This window comes from Nocardiopsis sp. CNZ308, from assembly GCF_004217075.1.
On the sequence record NZ_SHKJ01000001.1, the window covers coordinates 6241662 to 6266298 of the forward strand.

Annotated in this window: 23 protein-coding genes; 10 read left to right on the forward strand and 13 right to left on the reverse strand. The window is 74.2% G+C overall.

Annotated features, from left to right (window positions below):
• Window positions 1–211: 211 nt before the first annotated feature.
• Together EV372_RS26950 and EV372_RS26955 are read right to left on the reverse strand one after the other, a co-directional pair.
• Complete coding sequence (locus EV372_RS26950) at window positions 212–1138, reverse strand: cation diffusion facilitator family transporter (RefSeq protein WP_130398362.1); 927 nt, start codon at window positions 1136–1138, stop codon at window positions 212–214.
• A gap of 189 nt (window positions 1139–1327) precedes the next feature.
• A complete protein-coding gene (locus EV372_RS26955; protein WP_130398363.1) occupies window positions 1328–2071 on the reverse strand; it encodes a TetR/AcrR family transcriptional regulator in 744 nt (247 codons plus the stop codon).
• An 80-nt stretch (window positions 2072–2151) separates the two neighbouring features.
• Here EV372_RS26955 and EV372_RS26960 point away from each other — a divergent pair, with 80 nt between their 5' ends.
• Complete coding sequence (locus EV372_RS26960) at window positions 2152–4056, forward strand: CPBP family glutamic-type intramembrane protease (RefSeq protein ID WP_130398364.1); 1905 nt, start codon at window positions 2152–2154, stop codon at window positions 4054–4056.
• 66 nt (window positions 4057–4122) lie between these two features.
• Here EV372_RS26960 and EV372_RS26965 read toward each other — a convergent pair whose 3' ends face one another.
• Both EV372_RS26965 and EV372_RS26970 read right to left on the reverse strand, forming a co-directional pair.
• On the reverse strand, window positions 4123–5652 hold the full coding sequence (locus EV372_RS26965) for an acyl-CoA synthetase (protein ID WP_130398365.1): 1530 nt from the start codon (window positions 5650–5652) through the stop codon (window positions 4123–4125).
• 256 nt (window positions 5653–5908) lie between these two features.
• The gene (locus EV372_RS26970; RefSeq protein ID WP_130398366.1) at window positions 5909–6736 is read right to left on the reverse strand and encodes an alpha/beta fold hydrolase; all 828 of its coding nucleotides are present in this window, start codon (window positions 6734–6736) and stop codon (window positions 5909–5911) included.
• 290 nt (window positions 6737–7026) lie between these two features.
• Here EV372_RS26970 and EV372_RS26975 point away from each other — a divergent pair, with 290 nt between their 5' ends.
• The 5 genes from EV372_RS26975 (at window position 7027) to EV372_RS26995 (ending at window position 11546) form a co-directional block, all read left to right on the forward strand.
• Entirely contained in the window at window positions 7027–7947 is a 921-nt protein-coding gene (locus EV372_RS26975) for a ketopantoate reductase family protein (RefSeq protein ID WP_197044327.1), read from the forward strand.
• Window positions 7948–8377: 430 nt separating this feature from the next.
• Window positions 8378–8797, forward strand: a complete 420-nt coding sequence (locus EV372_RS26980; RefSeq protein WP_130398367.1) for a spore-associated protein A — start codon at window positions 8378–8380, stop codon at window positions 8795–8797.
• Window positions 8798–8847: 50 nt separating this feature from the next.
• Entirely contained in the window at window positions 8848–9261 is a 414-nt protein-coding gene (locus EV372_RS26985) for a spore-associated protein A (protein ID WP_130398368.1), read from the forward strand.
• A gap of 52 nt (window positions 9262–9313) precedes the next feature.
• Window positions 9314–9730, forward strand: a complete 417-nt coding sequence (locus tag EV372_RS26990; RefSeq protein WP_130399144.1) for a spore-associated protein A — start codon at window positions 9314–9316, stop codon at window positions 9728–9730.
• 283 nt (window positions 9731–10013) lie between these two features.
• Window positions 10014–11546 (forward strand): AfsR/SARP family transcriptional regulator, encoded by a 1533-nt coding sequence (locus tag EV372_RS26995; protein ID WP_130398369.1) that lies wholly within the window; start codon window positions 10014–10016, stop codon window positions 11544–11546.
• A gap of 64 nt (window positions 11547–11610) precedes the next feature.
• Here EV372_RS26995 and EV372_RS27000 read toward each other — a convergent pair whose 3' ends face one another.
• Complete coding sequence (locus EV372_RS27000; protein ID WP_130398370.1) at window positions 11611–12468, reverse strand: SDR family oxidoreductase; 858 nt, start codon at window positions 12466–12468, stop codon at window positions 11611–11613.
• A gap of 112 nt (window positions 12469–12580) precedes the next feature.
• On the opposite strand from EV372_RS27000, the gene EV372_RS27005 reads away from it, so the two are divergent.
• Window positions 12581–13015: a winged helix-turn-helix transcriptional regulator gene (locus tag EV372_RS27005; RefSeq protein ID WP_130398371.1), complete on the forward strand. Its 435-nt coding sequence runs from the start codon at window positions 12581–12583 to the stop codon at window positions 13013–13015.
• Window positions 13016–13106: 91 nt separating this feature from the next.
• On the opposite strand, the gene EV372_RS27010 is transcribed toward EV372_RS27005, so the two are convergent.
• Window positions 13107–13874: an SDR family oxidoreductase gene (locus EV372_RS27010; protein ID WP_130398372.1), complete on the reverse strand. Its 768-nt coding sequence runs from the start codon at window positions 13872–13874 to the stop codon at window positions 13107–13109.
• 129 nt (window positions 13875–14003) lie between these two features.
• Here EV372_RS27010 and EV372_RS27015 point away from each other — a divergent pair, with 129 nt between their 5' ends.
• Window positions 14004–14840 (forward strand): helix-turn-helix transcriptional regulator, encoded by an 837-nt coding sequence (locus EV372_RS27015; protein ID WP_130398373.1) that lies wholly within the window; start codon window positions 14004–14006, stop codon window positions 14838–14840.
• Window positions 14841–14971: 131 nt separating this feature from the next.
• Here EV372_RS27015 and EV372_RS27020 read toward each other — a convergent pair whose 3' ends face one another.
• Window positions 14972–16462, reverse strand: a complete 1491-nt coding sequence (locus tag EV372_RS27020; RefSeq protein ID WP_130398374.1) for an MDR family MFS transporter — start codon at window positions 16460–16462, stop codon at window positions 14972–14974.
• Window positions 16463–16809: 347 nt separating this feature from the next.
• Entirely contained in the window at window positions 16810–17259 is a 450-nt protein-coding gene (locus tag EV372_RS27025) for a hypothetical protein (RefSeq protein WP_130398375.1), read from the reverse strand.
• A gap of 348 nt (window positions 17260–17607) precedes the next feature.
• On the opposite strand from EV372_RS27025, the gene EV372_RS27030 reads away from it, so the two are divergent.
• Window positions 17608–18633, forward strand: a complete 1026-nt coding sequence (locus tag EV372_RS27030; RefSeq protein WP_165436043.1) for a phosphotransferase family protein — start codon at window positions 17608–17610, stop codon at window positions 18631–18633.
• A gap of 96 nt (window positions 18634–18729) precedes the next feature.
• Here the strand turns inward: EV372_RS27030 and EV372_RS27035 are convergent, their stop codons facing one another.
• The 5 genes from EV372_RS27035 to EV372_RS27055 all read right to left on the reverse strand — a co-directional run bounded on the left by EV372_RS27035 (window position 18730) and on the right by EV372_RS27055 (window position 23668).
• Complete coding sequence (locus EV372_RS27035; protein WP_130398377.1) at window positions 18730–19887, reverse strand: glycerol dehydrogenase; 1158 nt, start codon at window positions 19885–19887, stop codon at window positions 18730–18732.
• 193 nt (window positions 19888–20080) lie between these two features.
• Window positions 20081–21571 carry an aminopeptidase P family protein gene (locus tag EV372_RS27040; protein WP_130398378.1) on the reverse strand — a complete coding sequence of 497 codons (1491 nt, stop codon included), beginning with the start codon at window positions 21569–21571 and terminating at the stop codon, window positions 20081–20083.
• 231 nt (window positions 21572–21802) lie between these two features.
• The gene (locus EV372_RS27045) at window positions 21803–22339 is read right to left on the reverse strand and encodes a GNAT family N-acetyltransferase (protein ID WP_197044328.1); all 537 of its coding nucleotides are present in this window, start codon (window positions 22337–22339) and stop codon (window positions 21803–21805) included.
• Window positions 22340–22473: 134 nt separating this feature from the next.
• Entirely contained in the window at window positions 22474–22692 is a 219-nt protein-coding gene (locus EV372_RS27050) for a DUF3099 domain-containing protein (RefSeq protein ID WP_130398379.1), read from the reverse strand.
• 34 nt (window positions 22693–22726) lie between these two features.
• A complete protein-coding gene (locus tag EV372_RS27055; RefSeq protein ID WP_253793677.1) occupies window positions 22727–23668 on the reverse strand; it encodes an oxygenase MpaB family protein in 942 nt (313 codons plus the stop codon).
• Window positions 23669–23876: 208 nt separating this feature from the next.
• On the opposite strand from EV372_RS27055, the gene EV372_RS27060 reads away from it, so the two are divergent.
• Window positions 23877–24599, forward strand: a complete 723-nt coding sequence (locus EV372_RS27060) for a nuclear transport factor 2 family protein (RefSeq protein ID WP_130398380.1) — start codon at window positions 23877–23879, stop codon at window positions 24597–24599.
• Window positions 24600–24637: the final 38 nt, after the last annotated feature.

Genomic DNA, 24637 nt, shown 5'->3' on the forward strand with positions numbered 1-24637 from the left:
CTGTCCATCCGTGCCGCACGCATCGGCGTCGACTCCGCGCCCCCGCGCGCCGGCCGCCCATTCCCGGGTAATGTTCATTTTACTCGAACACGGGTTCGCTTTCTTTTTCCGGCGAAGACGAACACCGCCCGAAAAGCCGGCGCGCGGGGCGGGCCGCCCCGTAAGGGGCTCCCCCGGTTCCCGGGCCCGGCCCGCGCGGTCGCCGGGCGCCTCAGTCCGCGGGCCGCGGGCGCAGCAGGTCGGGTTCGATGTAGATGATCGTGGCGATGGGCACCGCCTCGCGGATCCGCCGCTCCGCCTCGTCGATGGCGGCGGTGACGCGGAGGGCGTCGTCCTCGGCGTCCACGGCCACCTTGGCGGCGACCAGCAGCTCCTCGGGGCCCAGGTGCATCGTGCGCATGTGGATGACGGCGTCGATGTCCGCACAGCCCAGGATGGCCCCGCGGATGAGGCGGATGTGCTCCTCGCTGGCCGACTCACCGATGAGCAGGCTCTTCATCTCCACCGCCAGGACCACCGCGAACACCACCAGCAGCAGCCCGATGGCCCCCGAGCCGAGCCCGTCCCAGACGCCGTTGCCGGTGATCAGGGTGAGGCTGACCCCGACCAGGGCGAAGGCCAGGCCGATGAGGGCTCCGGTGTCCTCCAGCAGGATCACCGGCAGCTCCGGGGCCTTGGTGCGGCGGATGAAGCCGAACCACCCCACCCGGGCGCGCGCCGTCCTGGTCTGGCGCAGCGCCGTGCGCAGCGCCGTCGACTCCAGGACGGCGGCCACCAGCAGGACCACGACGGGGACCCACTGCCAGGAGGTGATCGGGTGCGGGTCGCGGATCTTCTCCCAGGCCTCGTACAGGGCGAACAGCCCGCCGAGGGTGAACAGCACGATCGCCACCAGGAAGGCGTAGACGTAGCGCTCGTGGCCGAAGCCGAAGGGGTGCTCCCGCGTGGCCGTGCGCCTGGCCCGCCGCCCGCCGACCAGCAGCAGGAGCTGGTTGCCGGAGTCGGCCACCGAGTGCACCGACTCGGCGAGCATGGCCGACGAGGCGGTCAGGAGATAGGCGACGAACTTGGTCGCGGCGATCCCGAGATTGGCCGCCAACGCCATGACCACGGCCTTCGTGCTGTCCTCGCCACTCACCGCGTCGCCTCCTCGTCAGCCGCGGACCGCACGGCCCGGGGACACGGGGCGGGCGGTCGGCGCGGCCGCACCGGCCGGGATCGCCCGAGGTGGTCGGGGCCGCGCCCCGGACCGTCCCAGGTTCCGGGGAGCCCGGTGCCCGCGCAAGCACCCCCGCCGCCGTGTCGGGCCGCGGGGCCGGTCGGAGTGTCAGGAGCGCTCGGCGGCGCGGGAGCGCACGCGCAGCTCGATCCCGTCCAGGAGCCAGTCCAGCCCCTGGGAGAAGGCCTCCTCCGGGGTCGGTCCCGCGGTGGTCACGCGTTCGACGGCCGGGTAGCGCCCCGTCGCACCCGCCCGGTCGGCCAGGAAGGCCTCCTGGACCGTGTCCCATGTGCGACCGTCGGGGGTGGTCCAGGCCCCGGCCCGGTCGGCCTGGACCACCAGGGCGACGTGCCCGCGGACGTAGCCGTTCACGGCCTCCACGACGGTGAACACCTCGTGGTCGCTCAGCCCGGTGCCGTCGAAGACCCGCACAGCGGAGTCGACCCAGGCGAAGGTGTGCGGGCCGACCGGCTGCCCGGCGGCCGTGAGTTCGACGAGCCAGGGGTGCTCGCGGTAGGAGCGCAGGTCCTCGTGGGCCCACGCCCGGACCTTCTCCCGCCAGGTGCCGGCGCGGGTGTGCGGCGGGACCGCCTGGCCGACCATCGTGTCCACCATCAGGGCGATCAGGGCCGACTTGTCGGGGACGTAGGTGTAGAGCGTGGCCGTGCCCACGCCGAGCCGGGAGGCGACTCCGCGCATGGACAGCGCGTCCACGCCCCCCTCCTCCACCACCAGCATGGCGGCCTCGACGACGCGCTCCACCGTGAGGTTGTGCCGGGGGCCGCGCCGGGGCCGCCGAGGGCCGTCCCACAGCAGTTCGAGCGTGGCCGTGGGGTCGTGGACGTAGGCCACTCTTGCCTCCTCGCGAAAACTCCGTACACTGTTCGACAAAGACCGAACACCGTACGGAGTTTACCCCCCGGAAGGCGGCCATGCCGGACGAGCCCCGCTCCACGCCCCCCTCCGACACCGCGCCCCGCGCCCCCGGGGCCGCACGCCGCCGGGCGGGCCCCGTGACCCTGGCCGTCCTGGTCTGCGCCGCAGCCACCCTGGTCGGTGCGCTCGCCGCGACCGCCTCGGTGTCGGCTCCGGGCTCGGCCGGGGACCCCGGCTCCCTCACCGCCCTGGCCGTACGGGCCGCGCTGTGCACGGCGCTGGTGCCGCCGCTGCTGTGGGCGGCCCGCCGCTTCCTGGACCGGGCGCCGGCCCCCGTGTTCGGCCTCGCGCCCCGGGGATGGCCCGTGCCGCTGGCCGCCGCCCTCACCGTCCTCCTCACCTCGGCCGTGCTCCTGGGCGCGGCGTGGGCCCTGGGCGCGGCCACCCTGGACACCGGCGCGGTCGGGGGCGCCGCCTCGGCCCTGGCCGTGGCCCTGCCCCTGCTCCTGGCGGCCCAGATCCTGCCCGAGGAACTGGTCTTCCGCGGCTACGCGCAGCACCACCTGGGGCTGCGGTTCTCCCCGTGGGCGGCTCTCCTCGGCCAGGCCGCCCTGTACACGCTCTTCGCCGCCGCGGTCACCGGCTCGACGGCGCTCTCCGGCGAGGTGTTCCTCCTGGGCCTGTTCCTCGGGGCCCTGAGAACGACCGCCGGGGAGGTGTGGACGCCGCTGGCCGCGCGCACGGCGCTGACCGCCGTCGGCGTGCTCGCCGACGACCTCGGTCCGCTCCTGTCCTCCGCCGCGGGTCCGTGGCAGGCGGTGCTCTCCCTCGGCCCGGGCGTGGCCGCCTTCTGGGTCGTGTACACGTTGCGCGGGCGCACCAGCGGCCGGGCGGGCGACCCGTCACCCGACTCGGGCGGGCCGCGCCGCTCCCTGGCGCAGAAGGGGATCCTGTACGACGTCGGCTCCAGCTACCTGCCCGGCCAGCACTCCCGGTCGCGGTGGCGCCCGGAGGTGGTGGACCGGGAGATGCGGGTGATCCGAGAGGACCTGCACTGCACGGCGGTCACCGTCTTCGGCGAGGACGTCGTGCGGTTGGAGGAGGCCGCGCGCCTGGCGCTGGACCGGGGGTTGTACGTGTGGATCCAGCCCCGCCTGGTCGACGCCGCGCCGGGCGAGCTGACGGCCAACCTGGGCCGGGCGGCGGAGGCCGCCGAACGGCTGCGCCGCGACCACCCCGGACAGGTGGGCCTCAACGTGGGCTGCGAGATCAGCCTGTTCGCCGCCGGGGTGCTGCCCGGACGCGACCTGGACCGGCGCACGCGCGCGCTGGGGCTGCTCTTCCCCCTGCTGCCGTGGTTCGACCGCAGGCTCAACCGGCTGCTGCGCGAGCTGGCGGACACCGCGCGCGCGAGGTTCCACGGGCCGCTCACGTACGGCTCCGGGACCTGGGAGACCGTGGACTGGACGCCGTTCGACGTGGTCGGCGCGGACTACTACCTGGACGAACTCACCCGCCGCTCCTACCGGCGGGGGCTGCGTCGGCTGCGCGCCCACGGCAAACCGGTGGTCGTCACCGAGTTCGGCTGCTGCTCCTACGAGGGCGCCCGGGACAGGGGCGGCTCGGGCTCGGACATCCTGGACTGGAGCGACCTGGGGGACCGCAGGGTCAGGGGCGGGTACGTGCGCGACGAGCGGGTGCAGGCCGACCTCATCAGTGACCTGCTGGACGTGTTCGAGACCGAGGAGGTGCACGGGGCGTTCGTGTGCATGTTCATCGAGGGCGACTGCCGCTACTCCCCCGACCCCACCCGCGACCAGGACATGGCCAGTTTCGGGATCGTGCGCCCGCCGCCGCTGGAGTCGGGGCTGTCCCCCGACGACGGCCACTGGGAGCCCAAGCTGGCCTTCCACACCCTGGCCGCCCGCTACGCCGAGGAGGCGCCCGACCGCATGGGCTGAGCCGCAGCCGCCCACCGGGCGCTCCGGCCGCGCGCACGGCGGCGCGCGGCCCCGGCGCGGTGCCGGTCAGGCGATGCGGTCGCGCAGCTCGCGCTTGAGGATCTTGCCGGAGGCGTTGCGCGGCAGCTCGTCCACCACCCGTACCTCCTTGGGGGCCTTGAACGCCGCCAGGCGGGCGCGCACGTGCTTCACCAGGTCGTCGGGCAGGGTGTCGGGGTCGGCCTCCCCGGTGGGCACCACGAACGCGGTCACCGCCTCGATCCACCTCTCGTCGGGCGCGCCGACCACCGCGGCCTCGGCCACCCCGGGGTGGGTGTACAGGGCGTCCTCCACCTCGCGGGAGGCCACCAGCACGCCGCCCGTGTTGATGACGTCCTTGATCCGGTCCACCACCTCGATGTAGCCCTCGGCGTCGGCGCGCACCAGGTCGCCGGAGTGGAACCAGCCGTCCCGGAAGGCCTCCGCGGTCTCCTCGGGCTTGTCCCAGTAGCCCTGGCACAGCTGCGGCGACCGGTACACCACCTCGCCCAGCTCCCCGGGGGCGACGTCGCGGCCGCTGTCGTCCACCACCCTGAGTTCCACGAACAGGGCGGCTCGGCCCGCGGAGGCGGGGCGCGCGTCGTGCTCCTCCGGGCGCAGCACGGTGGCCAGCGGGCCGATCTCGCTCTGCCCAAAACAGTTGTAGAAGCCCAGTCCGGGCAGGGTGGAGCGCAGCCTCTCCAGCACCGGGCCGGGCATGACGGAGGCCCCGTAGTAGGCCTTGCGCAGGCTCGTCAGGTCGCGCCGGGCGAAGTCGGGGTGGCCCGCCATCGCCACCCACAGCGTGGGCGCGGCGAAGAAGGCCCGGTGTCCGGCCGTCTCGATCCGCTCCAGCAGGTCGGCGGGGTCGGGCGCCTCCACCAGGGTGTTGCGCGCCCCGACCGCCAGCCACGGCATGAGGAAGACGTGCATCTGCGCGCTGTGGTAGAGCGGCATGGCGTGCAGGGGCTCGTCGTCGGCGGACAGGTCCAGGCCCACCACGCAGGACAGGTACTCGTGGACGAGCGCCCGGTGGGTCATCATCGCGCCCTTGGGGCGGGAGGTGGTGCCGGAGGTGTACAGCAGCTGCACCAGGTCGGTGTCGCGGACCCCGGCGTCCAGTTCGGGCACCGGCCCCTCCAGGCTGTCGGCGAGCAGAGAACCGGGGCCCTCGCGCAGCTCCAGCACCTGTTCCACGCCGGTCCCGTCGCGCAGCGCGTCCACGGCCGGGCGCAGGGCGGGGTCGGTCAGGACGATGGTGCTGCCCGACTGCTCCAGCAGGTAGGCCAGCTCCTCCCCCTGGAGGGCGAAGTTGACCGGCACGTGGACCAGCCCCGCCCGGGCGCAGGCCAGGAACCCGATGAGGTAGGCGTCGGAGTTCCTGCCGTAGGCCGCGACCCGGTCGCCCAGGACGGCGCCGAGGCCGAGCAGGCGTGCGGCGGCGCGGGTGACCGCGGCGTCCAGGTCGGCGTAGGTCCAGGAGCGCCCGCCGAAGACCAGCGCGGTACGCCCGGGGGTGCGCGCCGCGCTGCGCCGGAGGATGCCGTCCACGGTGCTGGATGTCGTCGAACCGGTCATGTCCCGCCTCTCGCCCGTCGGTACGGCCCCTGGGGCCGTCGGCAGGACCCATCCTGTGGCGCACGGGCCGCACTGGCAACACCCGGCGGAAGAGCCGGGCCCTCGGAGGGCGCCCGCACCCCCTCGCGGTCCGGCAGCGCGTTCCCCTCTTGCCCTGTCCGGAGACCGCGTTCTCCCGCTCCGCACGGCCGCGTCCGACATCCGCCACGGCGGGCGGGCCCCGCCGCGCCCGCGCGATCCCGCCCGCCGGAGCGGGTCAGCTCTTGAGGAACTCCAGCAGGTCCTGGTTGAACCTCTCCTTGTCTCCCGGTACGAGGGCGATGCCGTGGGAGCCGCCCTCGTAGACCTTCAGGGTGGCGTCCGGGATGATCCGCGCCGACTTGCGGCCGGTGGCGTCGATGGGCACGACCTGGTCGTCGTCGCCGTGCACCACCAGGGTCGGGACGTCGAAACGGCGCAGGTCCTCGGTGAAGTCGGTGTAGCCGAAGGCGTCCACGCAGCGCACACCGGCCTCGACGGCCTGGTGCATGGCCATGAACCAGAAGGCGTCCTTGTTGCCCTGGGTGACCTTGTTGCCGGGGCGGTTGGCGCCGAAGAAGCCCTCCGCGGTCTCCCTCCAGAACTGCGAGCGCTCCCTGAGGATGCCGTCCTTGATCCCGGTGAGGACCTCCTCGGGCACTCCCTCGGGGTTGGTGTCGGACCTGACCATGATCGGCGGGACCGCGGACAGCAGGACGGCCTGGCGCACGCGCCGGGTACCGTGGCGCCCGATGTAGCGGGCGAGCTCGCCGCCGCCCATGGAGTGGGCCACCAGCGTGACGTCCTGGAGGTCCAGGTGGTTCATGAGGTCGTTGAGGTCGTCGGCGAAGGTGTCGAAGTCGTAGCCGCTCCAGGGCTGGCCGGATCGGCCGTGGCCGCGGCGGTCGTGGGCGAGGCCGCGGAAGCCGTTGTCGGCCACCCACTTCACCTGGTCCTCCCACGCGTCGGCGTTGAGCGGCCAGCCGTGGATGAACACGACCGGTCGGCCGCTCCCCCAGTCCTTGTAGAAGATCTCGACGCCGTCGCGGGTGGTCACGTAAGCCATGGGAACCGTTTCCTCCTCCTCGTGCGGACGGGGTGTCACCCCGGGGCGCACCGTGCTCGCACCCTGGGCGGGGCGCACGGGCCACGACCCGATTGCCCTTACCTCCGAGCTGCGAAAACCGGGATTCCACAAACATGGAGCAGGCTTTACGAGAGTGCCGCGGTGCCGGGGACTCGACCCTCCCGCCGCGGGGGGGACGGGGCGGTGCGCGCACGCGGCCGCGCCCTTGCCAGGCGAGATCCCATGGCCCTACGTTGTCCGTTGTCGTGCAACCACCGGGCGGGAGCATCATGAGGATTCTTGTCGTGGGAGCCGGAGCGGTCGGCGGCTACTTCGGAGCGCACCTGGTCCGGGCGGGCCGGGACGTGGACTTCCTCGTCCGCCCCGCACGCGCCGCGCTCCTTCGCGAACACGGTCTGCGCGTGCGCGACGTGCGAGGACGCGTGGAGGCGGCGCCGGTCCGCGCGGTCACCGCCGACCAGGTGGGCCCCGACTACGACCTGGTGATCGTGGCCGTCAAGTCGTACGGGTTCGACGACGCCCTCAAGGACCTGTCCCCCGCCGTGGGCCCGCGGACCGCGGTGCTGCCCTTCCTCAACGGCATGCGCCACATCGACGCCCTGGTCGAGCGCTTCGGCGCCGACCGGGTCTACGGCGGCGTGGCCATGGTGATGACGCGCCTGGGCGAACAGGGGGAGATCGTCCAGGTCGGCACCATGGGCCAGCTGCTCTACGGGCCGCTGGGCGAGCACCCCGTCGTCGCACCGCAGGACGTGCACGCCGCACTGGACACCGGGGACCACACCGCCACCTCCGCCGCCGACATCCGCCAGGAACTGTGGGACAAGTGGGTGTTCCTGGCGACCCTGGGAGCGTGCACCTGTCTGATGCGCGGCCCCATCGGCCGCGTCAACAGCGCGCCCGGCGGCCAGGAGTTCACCGCGGCGGTGTTCGCCGAGGCCATCGCCGTGGCCACCGCCTCCGGCCACCCGCCGGGCGAGGCGGCCCGGGAGAGGGCCGACGCGATCATCGCCAACACCACGTCCTCGACCACGACCTCCATGTACTGGGACCTGACCCACGGCAACCCGGTGGAGGCCGACCACATCATCGGCGACCTGGTCTCCCGGGGCCGGGAGCTCGGCGTGCCCACACCGCTGTTCTCACTGGCGTACACGCACCTGAGCGTCTACGAGCGGGAGCGCGCCTAGCCCCTGGCGGTGCGGCTTCCCCGCGGCCGGACCCCCGGGAGAGCCCTCCCCCGGCTACGGCGTCAGCCGCGCCGTGGTCGCCTGCGACCTGGACGGCGACGGCACCGACGAGCTGGCGGTCAGCACGGCCGGCCGTCGCGTGGACCTCCCGCGCCTCGCCGGGGGCGGCATCGAGGAGGACGGCACGGACCCGCTGGTCCGCCGGGGGCCGGAACCCGGTCCCGCGGGCGCCGGGGAACCGCGGGAGCGGGTGGCCTCCCTGGCCCTCCCGAGGCGACAGCGCCGCGTTCCAGGGGGTTCCCGGGCCCGGAGCCAGTGCACGCAAGCCGACGCGAAGCGGAACCGAAGCCGGATCGAAGCGGCCCGTGCCACAGTCCTTCCCGGCGTCCGCACGGAGCGGACGCCGGTACACAGGACGGAAAGCTCCCCCATGTTCAAGAAGTTCCGGGCCGTCGCCCTGCTCACGGCGGCGCTGGCCACCGGCTCGCTGGCACTGGCCTCACCCGCGTCGGCGGCGGCTCCCCTGGCGGAGTACAACGGTGTCTGCGGCAGCGGCTACGGCGTGGTCAACTACGCCAACATCGGCTCCAAGGGCACGGTCTTCCTCACCTACAACAACTCCAACGGCTACAACTGCGCGGTGACGGTCCGGGCCAACCCGGGCGCGGCCGTGGAGATGACGGTCGGCCTCAAGCGCACCAGCGACCCCGCCAGCGCGGCCGAGGTGGACAGCGGCCAGTACACGACCTACGCCGGTCCGGTCTACCGCAGCGCGGCCGGTTCGTGCGTGGACTGGTTCGGCAACATCAGCGGCACCAACGTGAACCGCAACGGGACCAACTGCGGCTGACCCCCCGCGCGCCGCGACGGGCGGCGCGCCGACGCACGACTGGGAGCACCATGCGCAACCTCCTGAAGAAGGCCGCCACCCTCGCCGCGGCCGGCGGGATCGCCGCGGCGGGTCTGGCGGCCACCGCCGTTCCCGCCTCCGCCGCCTCCTACAACGGGGCGTGCGGGTCCGGATACGGGGTCGTCAACAAGGTCGAGTTCCCCGACAACCGCGGAACCACCTTCCTGACCTACAACAACTCCAACGGCTACAACTGCGTGGTCACAGTACGCACGAACCCGGGCGGGGCCGCGCCGATGGAGGCGTTCATCCGGGTCAACGGCACCTCGTCCTGGAAGCGGGACAGCGGCGACTACACGACCTACGCCGGTCCCGTCTACCTGTCGGCGGCGGGCCGGTGCGTCGACTGGGGCGGCACGATCGGCACGATCACGGAGACCGTCTTCCGCACCAACTGCGGCTGACCCCGCCCCGCTCCCTTCTTCCACACACCCCCGAACCATGATCGGACATGACATGAAGAAGCTCGCGCAGAGGGCCGCGGCCGTCGTCGCGGCCGCCGGTATCGGTCTGGGCGGTCTGCTCGTCAGCGCCTCGCCCGCCGCCGCGGCCACCTACGGCGGCGAGTGCGGCTCCGGGTACGGCGTCGTCAACCAGGACAGCATCGGCTCCAAGGGCACGGTCTTCCTGACCTACAACAGCTCCAACGGCTACAACTGCGTCGTGGCCAAGCGCAACAGTCCCGGCTCGGCCGTGCTCATCGAGGCAGGACTGTCGATCAGTCCGGCCGGAAACCACTGGGACGTCTTCGACGGCGGCTACTACACCACCTACGCCGGTCCGATCTACCTGAACGCCGCCGGCAGGTGCGTGGACTGGATGGGGCGCATCACCGGCACTGAGGGCGGCAAGCGCGGCACCAACTGCGGCTGACCGGACCGTTCACGGGCGGCCCCGGCCGGTTCTCGCCGGGGCCGCCCGGCCATGCCCTCCTTCACATCGTTTGTGGCCATTAGCGACACAAGTCCTGCAACGACCGAAACCCAAAGCCCCAGGCCACCTCAGAGCCGCCCCGGACACTCTCCGCGCTCCCCCTCACGCGGGTGGACGGTGCGCCGCCGAGTGCCGTATGCTCCGCGACGTTGCGCAGCGGAGCGTTCATCGTGCGTCAGGGAGTTCATGAGTGGAGACCGATCTGTCAGGGATTCGGTATCGCATGCTCGGTTCTGTCGAAGTTCACTCCGAAGGACGTCCGGTCAGCACGGGAGGGCCCAAAAGGCGTACGGTCCTGGCCGCACTCCTCCTGCGACCCGGCACCGTGGTCTCCGACAACCGGCTCATCGACCTGGTCTGGGGCGAACACCCTCCGCGCAGCGCACGGTCCCAACTCCAGGCGCACGTGCACGGACTCCGCAAGGTCCTGGGCGCGGACACGATCGTCCGGAGCACCTGCGGCTACCGGACGACCGTGGCGGCCGAGGCCACGGACAGCGGCGTGTTCGAGCGGCTGCTGGTGCGCGCGCACTCCGAGCGCGCCGCCCACCGCCCCTCCGACGCGGTCCGGACCCTGCGCACCGCGCTGTCGCTGTGGACGGGCCCGGCGCTGGGCGGCGTCACACCGGCGCTCGCCGCCCACGCGCGCCCGGCTCTGGAGGAGAGGCGGCTGCACGCCCTGGTGGAGCTGCACGGCGCCGAGATCGACCTCGGCCGCGGAGCCGCCGCCGTCCCCGAACTGCTCTCGCTGTGCGCGGAGCACCCGACCCACGAACGCTTCGCGGGGCTGCTGATGTCGGCCCTGCACGCCTGCGGACGCACCGGGGAGGCGCTGGAGGTCTACGCGACGCTGCGCGAGAGGCTGGCCGACGAGCTGGGCACCGGCCCCGGCGCCCGGCTCCGGCAGCTGCACCTGGACCTGCTCACGGCCGAGCCGGACGGCGGGAGCACGCGCGGCGGCGCGCCCGTCGTCCACCGGGTCCGCCCCGCCGAACTGCCCTACGGCGTCGGTGAGTTCGTCGGCCGCTCGGCGGAGCTGTCCGTGCTCGACCAGGCGCTGGACGACGACCGGGGGGCCGACCGCTGGCCCGCGGTGTTCCTGCTCACCGGGGTCTCCGGCGTCGGCAAGACCGCGCTGGCCCTGCACTGGAGCCACGCCGTCCGGGAACGCTTCCACGACGGCCAGCTCTACGTGGACCTGCGCGGTTCCGCCTCCGGAGAGGAGCCCATCCGGGCCGAGGACGCGCTGCGCCAGCTGCTGCGCGGCCTGGGCGCGGACCCCGGCGGCCTGCCGGCCGGCGCCGACGAGCTCGCCAAGCTCTTCCGGTCGGTGACGGCCGACCAGCGTCTGCTGTTCCTGTTCGACGACGCCGCCTCGGTCGAGCAGCTCGCTCCCCTGCTGCCCACCGGCCGGGGCAGCGTCGTGCTCATCACCAGTCGGCACCCGTTGACGGGGCTGGTCGCGCTGTTCGGCGCCCGACCTTTGCCGCTCGACGTGCTGTCGGAGGAGTCCTCGGTCGAGTTGTTCCTGTCCGTGGCCGGGATGTGGGCCCGGGCCGCGGAGCTGGCGCTGGTCACCCGGATCGCCGACCGCTGCGGGCGGCTGCCGCTGACTCTGAGGCTGGCCGCGGCCGCCCTCGCCGCCGGGACCTCCGCGGTCGACCTGCCCTGGCCCGAGGTCGTGGCCGACCCCGTTCCGCGGCCGTCCGCCGGGCCGCCGCTGACCCTGGCCCCCTCGGACACGGACTCCGGCTGAGAGGCGGCGGCTCCGGCGGCTCGCTGGGCCCGTCCTCCCCGCGGCGGGGAGGACGGGGAGCGGGTCAGAGCAGAGCGCGCAGGGTCTCGCCGACCGGGGTGGTCGGTCGGCCGATGAGGCGGGACAGCTCTCCGGTGGTGGCGGACAGTTCGCCGTCGCGCGTGTTGGTGTCCAGCGCGGCCACGAAGCGCGCGGTGCCCTCGTCCAGTCCGGCTCCGGTCAGGGCCGCCACGTGCTCCTCGGTGGTCAGGTCGCGGTAGACGACCTCGCGGCCGAGCAGTCCGCCCAGGGTCGCGGCGAGGTCGTCGTAGGTCCACGCGGTGTCGCCGGAGAGCTCGTACACGGCGCCCGCGTGCGCCGCCGGGTCGCGCAGCACGGCGGAGGCGGCCTCGGCCAGGTCCCGGCGCGAGGCGCTGGCGGTGCGGCCCCGGCCCGCGCTGCCGACGAAGGCGCCGGTGGCGCGGGCCTGGTCCAGCTGCTGCGCGAAGTTCTCGTTGTACCAGCCGTTGCGCAGGATCGTGTACGCCAGCCCGGAGGCGGTGACGAGCTCCTCGGTGGCCTTGTGCTCGGGAGCCAGGACCAGCGTGGTGTCGGTGGCCCTGGGCGCGCTGGTGTAGACGATGTGCCCGACCCCGGCCTCCACGGCGGCCCCGATCACGGCGCCGTGCTGGCGCACCCGCTCACCGATCGCGGTGCCCGAGACCAGCAGGAGGGTGTCGGCTCCCTTGAGGGCCTCCCCCAGCGAGGCGGGCTCGTCGTAGTCCGCGTGGACGGTGTGCACGCCCCGTCCGGCGAGGTCGGCCAGCCGGGCGGTGTCGCGCGCGGTGGCGGTGATCCGCTCCGCCGGAACGCCCCGGTCGAGGAGGTCCTCGACGACGAGGCGGCCGAGGTGGCCGGTGGCACCGGTGATGACGACGGACATGGGTGCTTCCCTTCGTTGCGGCCGGGCGTTCCGGCCGTCCAGGCGTCCCAACCCTCCCGCTCACCGGCACATTCCAAAAGTCGGGTACCCACCTTTTGGTAAGTTGGCTTCCATGAGCGTGCCGTCCGGTTCCCCGCCCCCTCCGCGCGGGCAGGTCCTGTCCGCCGACTGCCCCTCCCGGCGGCTGCTGGCCGGTATCACCAGCAAGTGGGGGGTCCTCGTCCTGGTCTCCCTGTCGCACGGGCCGCTGCGCTGGAGCGAGCTGCTGCGCGCGATCGGCGGGATCAGCGAGAAGATGCTCGCCCAGACCCTGCGCGCCTTCGAGGCCGACGGCCTGGTGCTGCGCGAGGCCAGGCCGGTGGTGCCGCCTCACGTGGAGTACCGCCTCACCGGGGACGGCCGCGAGGTCACCGACCTGCTGCTGCCGATGGTGGAGTGGGTGCAGGACCACGTCGGTGACGGGCGGGCCCCGTCCGCCGGACGGGACGGGGACGACGGACGCGGCCCCGCCCGGGCCGAGGACCCCGCGAGACCGCGTCCGCGCTAGCGCCCCGCTCGTGTCCGGCCCCGTCCCGTCCGCGGTAGCGCCCGTCCCCGGCGGGGTCCCGCTGGAGCGCTCGTCCGCCCCGGGCCCCGGTTCAGCGCTGGGCGGCGGGTCGGACGATGATCTCGTTGACGTCCACGTCCGCGGGCTGGTCGAGGGCGAACGCGATCGCCCGGGCGATCGCGTCGGCGGGCAGCGCGTTCCGGCGGTAGGTGCGCATCGCCTCCCGCGCTCCCGGGTCGGTGATGTGGTCCGCCAGCTCGCTCTCGACCACGCCCGGGGAGACCGTGGTCACCCTGATGCCCGGGTCGAGTTCGAGCCGCAGCCCCTCGGTGATGGCCCACGCGGCGAACTTGGTCCCCGAGTACACCGCCGAGGTGGGCACGACCTCGTGCGCGCCGATCGAGGCGACGGTCACGAAGTGCCCCGAGCCCTGGCGCTGGAAGTGCGGAAGCGCCGCGGCCACACCGTGCAGCAGCCCCTTGACGTTGACGTCGACCATCCGGTGCCACTCCTGCACCAGCAGCGCGTCCATCCGGGACAGCGGCATGACCCCGGCGTTGTTGACGAGGGCGTCCACGCGCCCCCGCTCGCGCACGGTGGCGTCGAGCACCTCCCGCACGCTGTCGGGGTCGGTGACGTCGAGGCCGCGGTGCTCGGCGCTGCCTCCGGAGTCGCGGATCTGCTGGACGAGTGAGCGCAGGCGCTCCTCACGCCTGGCCCCGAGCACCACGTGGTGCCCCTCGGCGGCCAGGCGCAGCGCCGCGGCCTCGCCGATCCCGCTGCTGGCCCCCGTCACCACGATCACCTTGCGGGCCGCCTCCCGCGTCTGGTCGCTCATGCTCCTCGCCTGGTCGTTCATGGCCGTCCTCTCCCTGGGTTGACCGGACGCGTCCCAGTCTGGGCGGGTCACCGCGGGCCGGGAAGACCGCGCCGTTCCCGGGTGGAGCGCACCCAGGAACACCGGGCCGCCAAGCCCTACCCTGGTCGCATGGACTCCCCTTCGCTCGGCGACTACCTCCGGAGCGCACGCGCGCGGCTCACACCGCGCGCGGTGGGCCTGCCCGTCCACGGACACCGCCGCGTCGCCGGACTGCGGCGCGAGGAGGTGGCGCTGCTGGCCGGAATGAGCGCCGACTACTACACACGGCTGGAACAGGGCCGCGAGACCCACCCCTCACCACAGATCCTGGACGCGCTCGGACAGGCCCTGCACCTGGACGGCGACGGCCGGCTGCACCTGTACCGGCTCGCCGGACTGGTTCCGAGGCCGGAGGCGCCCGCCCCCGCCGAGCGCGCCGACCCCTCTCTGCTCGGCCTCATGGACGCCTGGCACGACACCCCGGCGCTGGTCCTGGGCCGCGCCTACGACGTGCTGGCCTGCAACCCCCTGGCCGAACAGCTCTTCCGGGGCTTCCCCTTCTCGCGGAACCTGGTGAGGACGGTGTTCCTGGACCCCGCCTCCCGCGCGTTCTACCCCGACTGGCAGGCCGTCGCCGCGAACACGGTGGACGGCCTGCGCCTGGCCGAGGGCGCCTGGCCCGACCATCCCCGCGTCCGCGAGGTCGTCGGGGAGATGCAGGAGCAGAGCCCCGACTTCGCCCGGCTGTGGCGGCGCAACGGCGTGCGGGGCAAGAGGCTGGAGACCAAGCGCTTCGCCCACCCGGAGGTGGGCCCGCTGGAGCTGAGCCTGCACGCCTTCGACGTGCGGTCGGCACCGGGCCAGGAGCTGGTGGTCTACCACGCCGAGCCGGGTTCGGCCAGCGCGCAGGCGCTGTCCCTGCTGGGCACGCTGGCGGCCGAGGCGGCGCGGCCCCGGAGGCCGTAGCCGGGAGGGGCGGCCGTCCGTTCACGCGGAAGGCGTGGAACCGGCGAGGGGCGCCGGGGAGCCGGTCCGCGAAGACCGGTTCCCCGACGCCCCTTCTTGCGTGTCCGCGGCCCTCGCGGACCCCGCGACCCCTAGTGGGCCGGGGTGGGGGCGCCGCCCTCCGGGGCGGCGGCCTGCGAGCGCCGCACGAGGAAGGTCAGCGCGAAGGCCACGACGGAGACCACCGCGCCGACCAGGAAGGCCGCGTGGACGCCGCCCGCCTGGGCGTTGACCTCGGTGAGCCCGTCGGTGAGCAGGCCCGCCGACGTGGCGGACATGATAGCGATGAAGATCGCCGTACCGGCGGCGCCCGCGACCTGCTGCACGGTGCCGACCACGGCGCTGCCGTGCGAGTACAGCTCGGGCCGCAGCGACCCCAGCGCGCCGGTGAGCAGCGGGGTGAACATGAAGCCGAGGCCGATGCTGAGCGTCACGTGGGCGGCGATGACGAAGCCGACCGGCGTCTGGGCGTCGAGCAGGGTCATGCCCCACAGCACCAGGGACACCAGCGCCGAGCCCGGGATGACCAGGGGGCGCGGGCCGACGCGGTCGTAGAGGCGGCCCACCACCGGGGCGAGCAGACCCATGACCAGGCCGCCGGGCAGCAGGGACAGGCCGGTGACGAGCGTGTCGTGGCCCAGGACGTTCTGCATGTAGACCGGCAGCAGGATGAGGGTGCCGAACAGGGCCATGAAGCTGATCACGACCAGGCCGATCGAGACGCAGAACTGCTTGGAGCGGAACACCCGCAGGTCCAGCAGGGCGCGGTCGCGGCGCTGGAGGCGCAGCTGGCGCCACACGAACAGCACCAGCGCGACGGCGCCGACCCCGATCGAGGCGAAGGGCGGGACCACGGCGGTGGCCTCGCCCTCGCCCAGGCCGGAGAAGCCGTAGACGAGCCCGCCGAAGGCCAGCGCCGACACCAGGAGCGAGAGGACGTCGATGCTGGCGGCGCGCGGCTCGGTGACGTTGCGGATGAAGAGGGCGCCCAGGACCAGGCCCAGGATCGCGATGGGCAGGACCAGTCCGAACATCCACCGCCAGTCGAGCACGCTGAGGATGAGGCCCGCCAGGGTCGGGCCGACGGCGGGCGCGACCGACATGACGATGGAGATGTTGCCCATCGTGCGGCCGCGGCGGTCCGACGGGACCAGGTTCAGCACGGTGGTCATGAGCAGCGGCATCATGATCGCCGTTCCCGCCGCCTGGACCACGCGGCCCACGAGCAGGAAACCGAAGCCGGGGGCGAGGAAGCACAGCAGCGTGCCGACGCTGAACAGCGTCATCGCGGTGATGAACACCTGGCGCACGTGGAAGCGCTGGAGCAGGAACCCGGTGGCAGGGATCACCACGGCCATCACGAGCATGAAGGCCGAGGTCAGCCACTGTCCGGTGGAGACGGAGATGCCGAGGTCCCGGTTGAGCGCGGGCAGCGCCACGCCCATGATCGTCTCGTTCAGGATCACCACGAACGCCGAGACCAGGAGCAGCGGGATGATCAGGCGCCCCGCCCGCGCGCTCTTGTCGTCTTGGGGTGGGGCCGAAGCGGTCTCGGCCGTGGATGGAGTGGGCTGCCCGGTCACAGATGTCCTCAGATTGTGGTGTTCGAAAGGGTTCGTCCGGAGGGTTCGCGGAACCTCCCCAGAGGTAACCCAACGCTCCAAACTATCCGCCCGTTCCCGGAACAGCGGTGTGTTCTGGACCATAACCACGCCATCCGCGCAGCAAACCCGCCGCGGCGGCCCCGTGCCGGTCCCGGGTGCGCGGCGGGTGGAGTGTGACCGGTGCAGATGCCGGATTCGACCCGACCGTAAACGGAGTGTGACCGGAGCGGTCGCCGGGTCCGGTCCGACGCGGGGGAGGAAGGGGACCGCAGCGGACGCCGTGACCGGCCGGGCGTCACGCGGACCGCGACCGGGGCGGCCGCCCCTCAGCCGCGGTCGGAGCCGTCCGCGGGCAGCCCCCGGCAGGCGGTGCGCGCCAGGGCCAGGGCGCAGGCGTCCTCCACCACGCCGCCGATCCAGGCCGGGCGGCCCGTACCGCTCCAGTACCGCCGCCACCCCACCCCCGCCAGGGTGCCGACCGGCGCGGCCGCGGCGGCGAGGACGGCGGCCAAGGCGGGCGAGGTACCCGCTCCCCGGGCCAGGAGGGCGCCGCCGGTGCCCGCGCTCACCACCCTGGCCGTCAGGCTCGGCGCGGCGGTGCGGCTGGGGATGCCGGGGAGCTTGTCCCCGGAGAACTCCCCGAGCGCGGCCAGCGCCATGAGCGCGCGCTTGCCCTTCCCGGCGGAGTGCCACAGCGGCGCGCCCCCGAGCGTGCTCCGCGAGCCCGCGGCCAGTCCCAGCAGCAGCGCGCGGGCCGCGCCCGATGATGCGCCCATGGTCGGTGCCCCCTCGTTCTTCGGCCGCCGCACGCGGCCGGGTGCTATCCCGGCTATCCCGTTCGGCCCCCGTGAAACCTCGCGGGCGCGGGGGCCGCGCCCGCTCGCGGCCGCCGGAACCGCCGGACCGGCCGGGCCCGCGGGGGTGACCTCGGACGACGGCCGCACGGACGCGTGCGCCTCCCCGGCGAGGCCGTTCGGCCCTCGACCAGAAATGTTGACGGTGTGGCGTGAGGGGTTTTCGCTCCGACGGCCTTCCGGTCCCCAACGGTGGTTTCGGCGCGCAGTCAGCCCCTGGCCGACCGGACCGTCCCGCGGGGCCAGGCCGGGGAGAACTAGGGTGTGGGCATGCCCCTCCCCTCCCCCGCCCCCGACCCCGACGACGCCCTCCTCGGCTCACTCGTGCGCGCGGCGTTCGGCGACGGCGCCCGCGTGCGCGAACGCGCGGTGCTCACCGGCGGCACCTACAACTCCGTGCACCGCGTGGTCCTGGCCGACGGCCGCCGGTCGGTGCTCAAGCTCGCGCCCCCTTCGGACCGGCCCCGGCTCACCTATGAGCACGGCATCGCGGCCACCGAGGCCCTGGTCCACGAGCGGGCGCGTCCCGTGTGCGGCCCGCTCGTGCCCGAGGTGCTGCACCTGGGCACCGTTCCCGGGGATCCGGGCCGCGCGTACCTGTTCCTCAGCCACCTGCCCGGGGTCCCCCTGGACGGGGTCCGCGCCGACCTGGGGCCGGAGCGGACCGCCGGGGTGCGCCGGGAGCTGGGGCGGGCCGTGGCGGCGCTGCACACCGTCACCGGCGACGGGTTCGGCTACCCGGGGCGGGAGGCGCTGAGCGCGCCCACCTGGCCGGAGGCCTTCGGCGCGATGGCGGAGGCGGTGGTGGCCGACGCCGACCGGTTCTCGGTCGCGCTGCCCGGCGGCGGCGCGCGGATCCTGCGGCTGGTCTCGGCCAACCTCGTGCACCTGGCCCCGGTGCGAACCCCCGTGCTCACCCACTTCGACCTGTGGGACGGCAACGTCCTGCTCACCGGGACCGGCGGCGACGGGGGCGCGCCCCGCCTCAGCGGGATCGTCGACGCCGAGCGCGCCTTCTGGGGCGACCCGGCGGCCGAACTGGTGTCCCTGGCGCTCTTCGGCGACGTCCGCGACGACACCGCGCTCCTGGCGGGCTACCGCGAGGCCGGGGGCCGCGTCGACTTCTCCCCCGGGCTGCTGCGCAGGCTCGCGCTGTACCGGGTCTACCTGTACCTGATCATGTTCACCGAACCCACCCCGCGCGGGCACGCGCCGGACGGGGCGGCCCGGACCAGGGCGTTCCTGGCCGGGCACCTGGAGGCCGACCTGGCCCGGCTGGCCGGGCCGCTGGACTGAACCCGGCGCACCGGACCGGCCCGACGCGCGAAAGCGGCGCCCGGCCCGGCGGACGGGCGCCGCCGCCCCGGACCGAGGGCCCGGCCCCGCGAGCGGTCAGTGGGCCCCGGGCGCCTGCGGCTCCCCGAGCCCGGCCTCGCGGCGGGCGCGGCGGCCCACCGCCTCCACCGCGCGCAGGGCGTCGCGCACGTCCCGGGCCGAGGGCGTGAACGCCAGGTTGTGGATGGTCTCCTCCGGCGCGGTCGCCGCGGCCACGACCCGGTCGAGCACCTCGTCGTCCGCGTCGCCCAGCCCCGCCTCGGTCAGGGTGGTCGGCAGGCCCACGCGGGCCGTGAACCGCGCGAAGTCGTCCACCTCCGAGGCCGGGGCGCCCTCCAGCACCAGCTGGGTGAGCGAGCCGATGTTGACCTTCTCCCCGTGGGCGAGGTGGTGCGTCTCGTCCACCGCCGTCAGCCCGTCGTGCACCGCGTGCGCGGCGGCCAGCCCGCCGGACTCGAAGCCCAGGCCGGACAGCAGCGTGGTGGCCTCCACCACGGCCTCCACGTCCGGGGTCACCAGGCCGCGGTCCACCGCCTCCAGCGCGGGCAGGGACGACTCCCACAGGATGTCCCAGGACAGGCGCGCCAGGGTCGTGCCCGCCCGGGTCGGCAGGCCCTCCACCATGTTCGTGCTGTGCGCCCGCTCCACCGCGCGCGCCTCGATCCAGGTGGCGAGGGCGTCCCCGACCCCGGCGGCCAGGAACCGGGTGGGCGCCTCGGCCACGAACTGCGTGTCGACCACCACAAGCGCCGGGTTGCGGTCGTAGAAGCGGTAGGACTCGAACGCCCCGGACTCGGTGTAGACCACCGACAGCGCCGACGTGGGCGCGTCGGTCGAGGCCACCGTGGCCGCGCTGACCCACGGGATTCCCGCGTTGTCCCCCGCGGCCTTGGCGGTGTCGATCGCGGCTCCGCCGCCCAGGCCGATGACCACGTCGTGGCCCCCGTCCCGGATCGTCCCGGAGACGCGTTCGGCCTCGGCCCTGGTCGGAACGCCGCCGAAGTCCTCGAAGACCAGGGGCAGGTCCGCCTCGCGGAAGGAGGCGGTGAGGACCTCCTCGGTCAGTCCGCGGACGACGTCGTCGACCAGGACGAGCGGGCGGGAGCCGTGGTCGGAGACGAGCGGGCCCAGCCGGGCCAGGGCGCCCCGGCCCTGGACGTAGCGCCCCGGCGAGGCGAAGACGCGCGGCCGGGTTCCTCGGGTGTGCTCTGCCATGGGGTGGAACCTCCTCCTCGGTGGATTGCCCTCCCCCTCCCGCTGGCCGCACACCCACCTGCCCAAACGTGCTGTGGCGAGGCATGGGCCACTCTTGGGCGCGAGGAGGGGCGCGTACGCGTTCCTCCCGCCCGCCGCACACGACGACGGGACCGCCCCCGAGGAGGCGGTCCCGTCGTGTGTCCGGACGGGGTCAGCGCGGCAGGCGCTCGGCCAGCCAGGCCTCGACCTCGGCGGAGGAGCGCGGCAGACCGGCCGACATGACCGTGCGGCCCTCCTCGGTGACCAGCACGTCGTCCTCGATGCGCACGCCGATGCCGCGCAGCTCCTCGGGGACGGTCAGGTCGTCGGGCTGGAAGTACAGGCCCGGCTCGACGGTGAGCACCATGCCCGGCTCCAGGTCGCCGTACAGGTGGACCTCCTGGCGCGAGACCGCGCAGTCGTGCACGTCCATGCCCAGCATGTGGCCGGTGCCGTGCAGGGTGTAACGGCGCTGCAGACCCAGCTCCAGGACGCGCTCGACCGGGCCCTCAAGCAGGCCCCACTCGACGAGGCCCTCGGCGAGCACCCGCTGGGAGGCCTCGTGGAAGGCCACGAACGGCCTGCCGGGGGCGACGGCGGCGATACCGGCCTCCTGGGCGGCGTACACCAGGTCGTAGACGCGGCGCTGCACGTCGGTGAAGGTGCCCGACACCGGCATGGTGCGGGTGACGTCGGCGGTGTACAGCGTGGTGGTCTCCACGCCCGCGTCCAGCAGCAGCAGGTCGCCCTCGCGCACCGGGCCGTCGTTGCGGGTCCAGTGCAGGGTGGTGGCGTTGGCGCCGGAGGCCGCGATGGTGCCGTAGCCGACGTCGTTGCCCTCCACCCGGGCGCGGAGGAAGAACGTGCCCTCGATGAACCGCTCGGAGGTGTCCTTGGCCTGCGGCAGCGCCTTGACGACGTCGCCGAAGCCGCGCACGGTGGCGTCCACGGCCAGCTGGAGCTGGGCGATCTCCCACTCGTCCTTGACCAGGCGGTGGTCGGCCAGCGTGACGGAGAGGTCCTCGTCGAGCTGGGCGTACTTGGCCCGGGCCTCCTCGTCGGCGTCGGCGCGCAGCCCGTCGACGATCGCGTCGAGCTCGGCGTCGTGGCCTCGCACGATGCGGGTGGTCGCGCCGCCCGCGCGCAGCACGCCGGACAGCGTGGTCACGTCGGCGGTGGCCACGCCCAGCAGGTCGGCGGCCTCGGAGAGGCTGTTGCGGCGGCCGGTCCACAGCTCGCCGTAGCCGCCCAGCCAGAACTCGCCGTTGTCGCGGTTGGAGCGGGGCTTGAGGTAGAGGACCACGTCGTGCCCGCCCTCGGCGCGGGGCGTGAACACCAGGCAGCCGCCGTCGGAGGTGTCGCCGGTGAGGTAGGCGTAATCGGTGGCCGCCCGGAACGGGTACTCGGTGTCGTTGGAGCGGGTGAGCAGCTGCCCGGCCGGGACGACCAGGCGGTCACCGGGGAAGGCCGCGCTGAGCGCGGCGCGGCGGCGGGCGGTGTGCCCGGCCTGCTCGACGGGCTCCAGGTCGCGACGCTCGGTGTCGGCCCACCCGGTGGTCATCCACGCGGCGAGCTCGTCGGAGACCGACTGCGCCTGCCCGTTCTTGCGGGGACTGAACACGGGGGCGTTCGTCTCGTCCTGGGGGCGCTGCTGCTCGCTCACGTCGTGCGTCTCCTCGCGGGTCGGGCGTCGTGGCCGCTTGTGGCGGCCCTGGGCACCCATCGTACGGGGAGGCCCCGGGGTGCGGCCGTCGCGCGGACATACCGGAAGCCATAACGCGTCCGGCCCCTCCGGCGGCGGCGCGGCGGGCCGCGCCGGAGCCCGCCGGGGACGGCCGCACCCCCGGGCGCCGCCCTCCGGGGAGGCCTCTCCGGTCACCGGGCGCCCGCCTCCTCACACGAGGTCGTGGGCGAAGGGGATGGCCGTGCGGTGGGGCAGCTCGTCGATGTCGGCCGGATCGACCGGCCGGTAGCCGATCCGCGTGTAGAAGGCGACCGCCTCGGGCTGGGCGGGACCGGTGAACAGCAGGACCCGGGTGTAGCCGAGGTCGCGGGCGGCCTCCTCCAGGGCGGTCATCACCCGGCTGGCCAGTCCGAGGCGGCGGTGGCGCCCCGAGGTCCAGACGCGTTTGAACTCGGCGGTGTCGGCCATGGCCGCCCGGTCCTTCTTGTAGGGGCGCACGGCCCCTCCGGCGACGATCTCCCCGTCCAGTTCGGCCAGTACGAGGCGGCCGTGGGGAGCGGCGAACTCGGTCACCGGGTAGCGCGCGAGCTCGTCGGCCGCGCCCTCGGCGCCGTAGCGCTCGGTGTACTCCTCCAGCAGGCCGTCGAGCAGGCCCCGCACGCGCGGATCGTCGTGGCGCACGCGCAGCATGCGGACCGCACTGGTCCGCGGGCCCTCTGCAACGCCTTCGGCACTGGTGTGTGTCACGCGTTCCTCCCCGTGGCCGACGGGACCTCCCGCCGCCGTGTCGGCGCGCGGTGCCCGGTTCCGCCGGAATACTACGCGTCGGATCATCGGACCTGCGACGCGGGCCGTACGCCCCGACGGACCTGCGCGGGCGGTCAGTCGGCGTTGGGCCCGTACCTGTTGTCGCGGTCCTCCGGGTCGTCGGGGTCGGCGATGCTGCCCAGGGCCGCGGCCACCGGCGGCAGGACGGCCGCCACCGCGCACATGGCCACCGCCCATCCCGCGCCGAAGAGGTAGTAGACGGGCAGCGCGCCGGCGAACAGGGCCAGGCACGCTCCCATGACGAGGCTGTACTGGCGTACACGGCGCTTCATCGCGGCCCCCTCGGTCCACGGGAACCCCTCCACGCTACCCGCGGTGCCGCCCCGGCCCGGTCCGCCGGCCCCGCGAAGGCGCGACCGCCCCTGCCGGGGTGCGGGCGCGCATCGACCCGAACCCGTTCTCGATCTCGTACCCGGCCTCCAGCAGCCGCCGCCTGGCCTCCTCGGCGCTGCGCACGGTGGCCTCGTCGAAGAGGAGGTTGTAGTAGCGCTCGGGCACCCGGTTGAGCACCGCTCTGAGGGCCCGCAGCGACGCGGTGGCCGCCGCGTCCCCGCCGGGCGCCTCGGGCAGGACCCCGTAGGCGCGGCGCGCCCACGCGGGCAGGGTGGCGTAGGACAGGGCGCCGACCGGGAACCACAGGGGCTTGAGCGGGGCCAGCCAGGACAGGCGCTCGGGCACCTTGGGCCACAGCAGGAAGCGCACCGCCTGCCGGGCCTCGGGAGTGGCGCGCAACACCGGTCGGACCGAGGCCAGGTAGCGGCGCAGGTCGGCGACCGAACGCGGCACGTCCTCGCGCGACAGGCCCACGTAGGCGGCCGTGCGCGACTGCTCGTCGAGGTAGCGGTCCGCGTCGCGGGCGGTCAGCGCGACGCCCGCGCGCACGGCGTTCTCCAGGTAGGAGGAGACCTCCGCGCAGTGCACCCACACCAGCAGGTCGTGCTGGTCCACCCGGTGCGGGCGGCCGGTGGCCGGGTCGGTGAAGGACAGCGCGCGGTGCACCCGCCGGACGCGCTCGCCGAGCGCGTCCGCCTCGGCGGGGCTGCCGTAGGTGGTGACGGCCACGAAGTGGGCGGTGCGCATCAGGCGGCCGGTGGGGTCGGAGCGAAAGTCCGAGCGCTGCCACACCCCCTGCATGGCCACGGGGTGCAGGGCCTGGAGCATGAGGGCGCGCACGCCCGCCACCCACATCGACCGGTCCAGGTGGATCTTCCAGGTGACGCTCTCGGGAGCGGCGACGGTCGGCTGCATCCGGTCTCCTACGGGCTGCGGGGGGAGTTCGCGCCGTGACGGCTCTGCACCTCCACGATAGGTCCGGCGCTCCCCCGCCTCCCGGCGGGTCCGCGACGCGGCCGACTCGTGACCGGGCCTTGGGCGAACCGGGGGGTGGCCCGGGAGCAGTCTGGGTAGTGGGACCGCCCGGTCCGCGGGCGGTCACCGGGAGCCGAGGAGGCGAGCCATGTCCGCCCCACCCCAGGCCCACCCGTCCTTCGACACCGACCGGTACATCCGTGCCGTGGAGTCGGCCGACGCCGAGGCGATGGCGGCCCAGTACAGCGACGACGCCCGGATGGAGATGATCGACCGGCGAACTCCTCCCAGCGCCCCGACGGTCCTGCGCGGCAGGGAGGAGATCGGGCAGGCCCTGCGGGAGGTCTGTTCGCGCGAGATGACCCATGAGGTGCTCCAGTGCGTGTCCGACGGCGAGCACGTCGCCGTCACCGAGCGGTGCACCTACCCCGACGGCGGCAAGGTCATGAGCATGGCCATGCTGGACCTGCGGGACGGGCGCATCGTGCACGAGTCCGTGGTCCAGGCCTGGGACGAGGGGGCCGTGGACACCCCCCAGGGGGCCCGGTTCGAGGAGGCCGAGCAGACCCAGGAGTTCGAGCGGGGGCGTATGGAGGTCGTCCGCGTCGGCGGACGGGCGGTCACGCGCCTGACCCTGATGCCCGGCTGGCGCTGGTCCGAGCACCTGCGGCCCCTCCAGGGCACGGACAGCTGCATGAGGACCCACTGCGGCTACGTGGTCTCGGGCACCCTGGCCTGCCGCATGGACGACGGAACCGAGCGCGAGTTCGGGCGGGGCGACGTCGCCTTCATCCCGCCCGGGCACGACGGCTGGGTCGTGGGCGGGGAGACCGCCGTCATGATCGACTGGTGCGCGGCCGAGTCCGGCTGAACGCCCGGCACCGCCGGTGGCCGTGCCGGTGGCGCGGC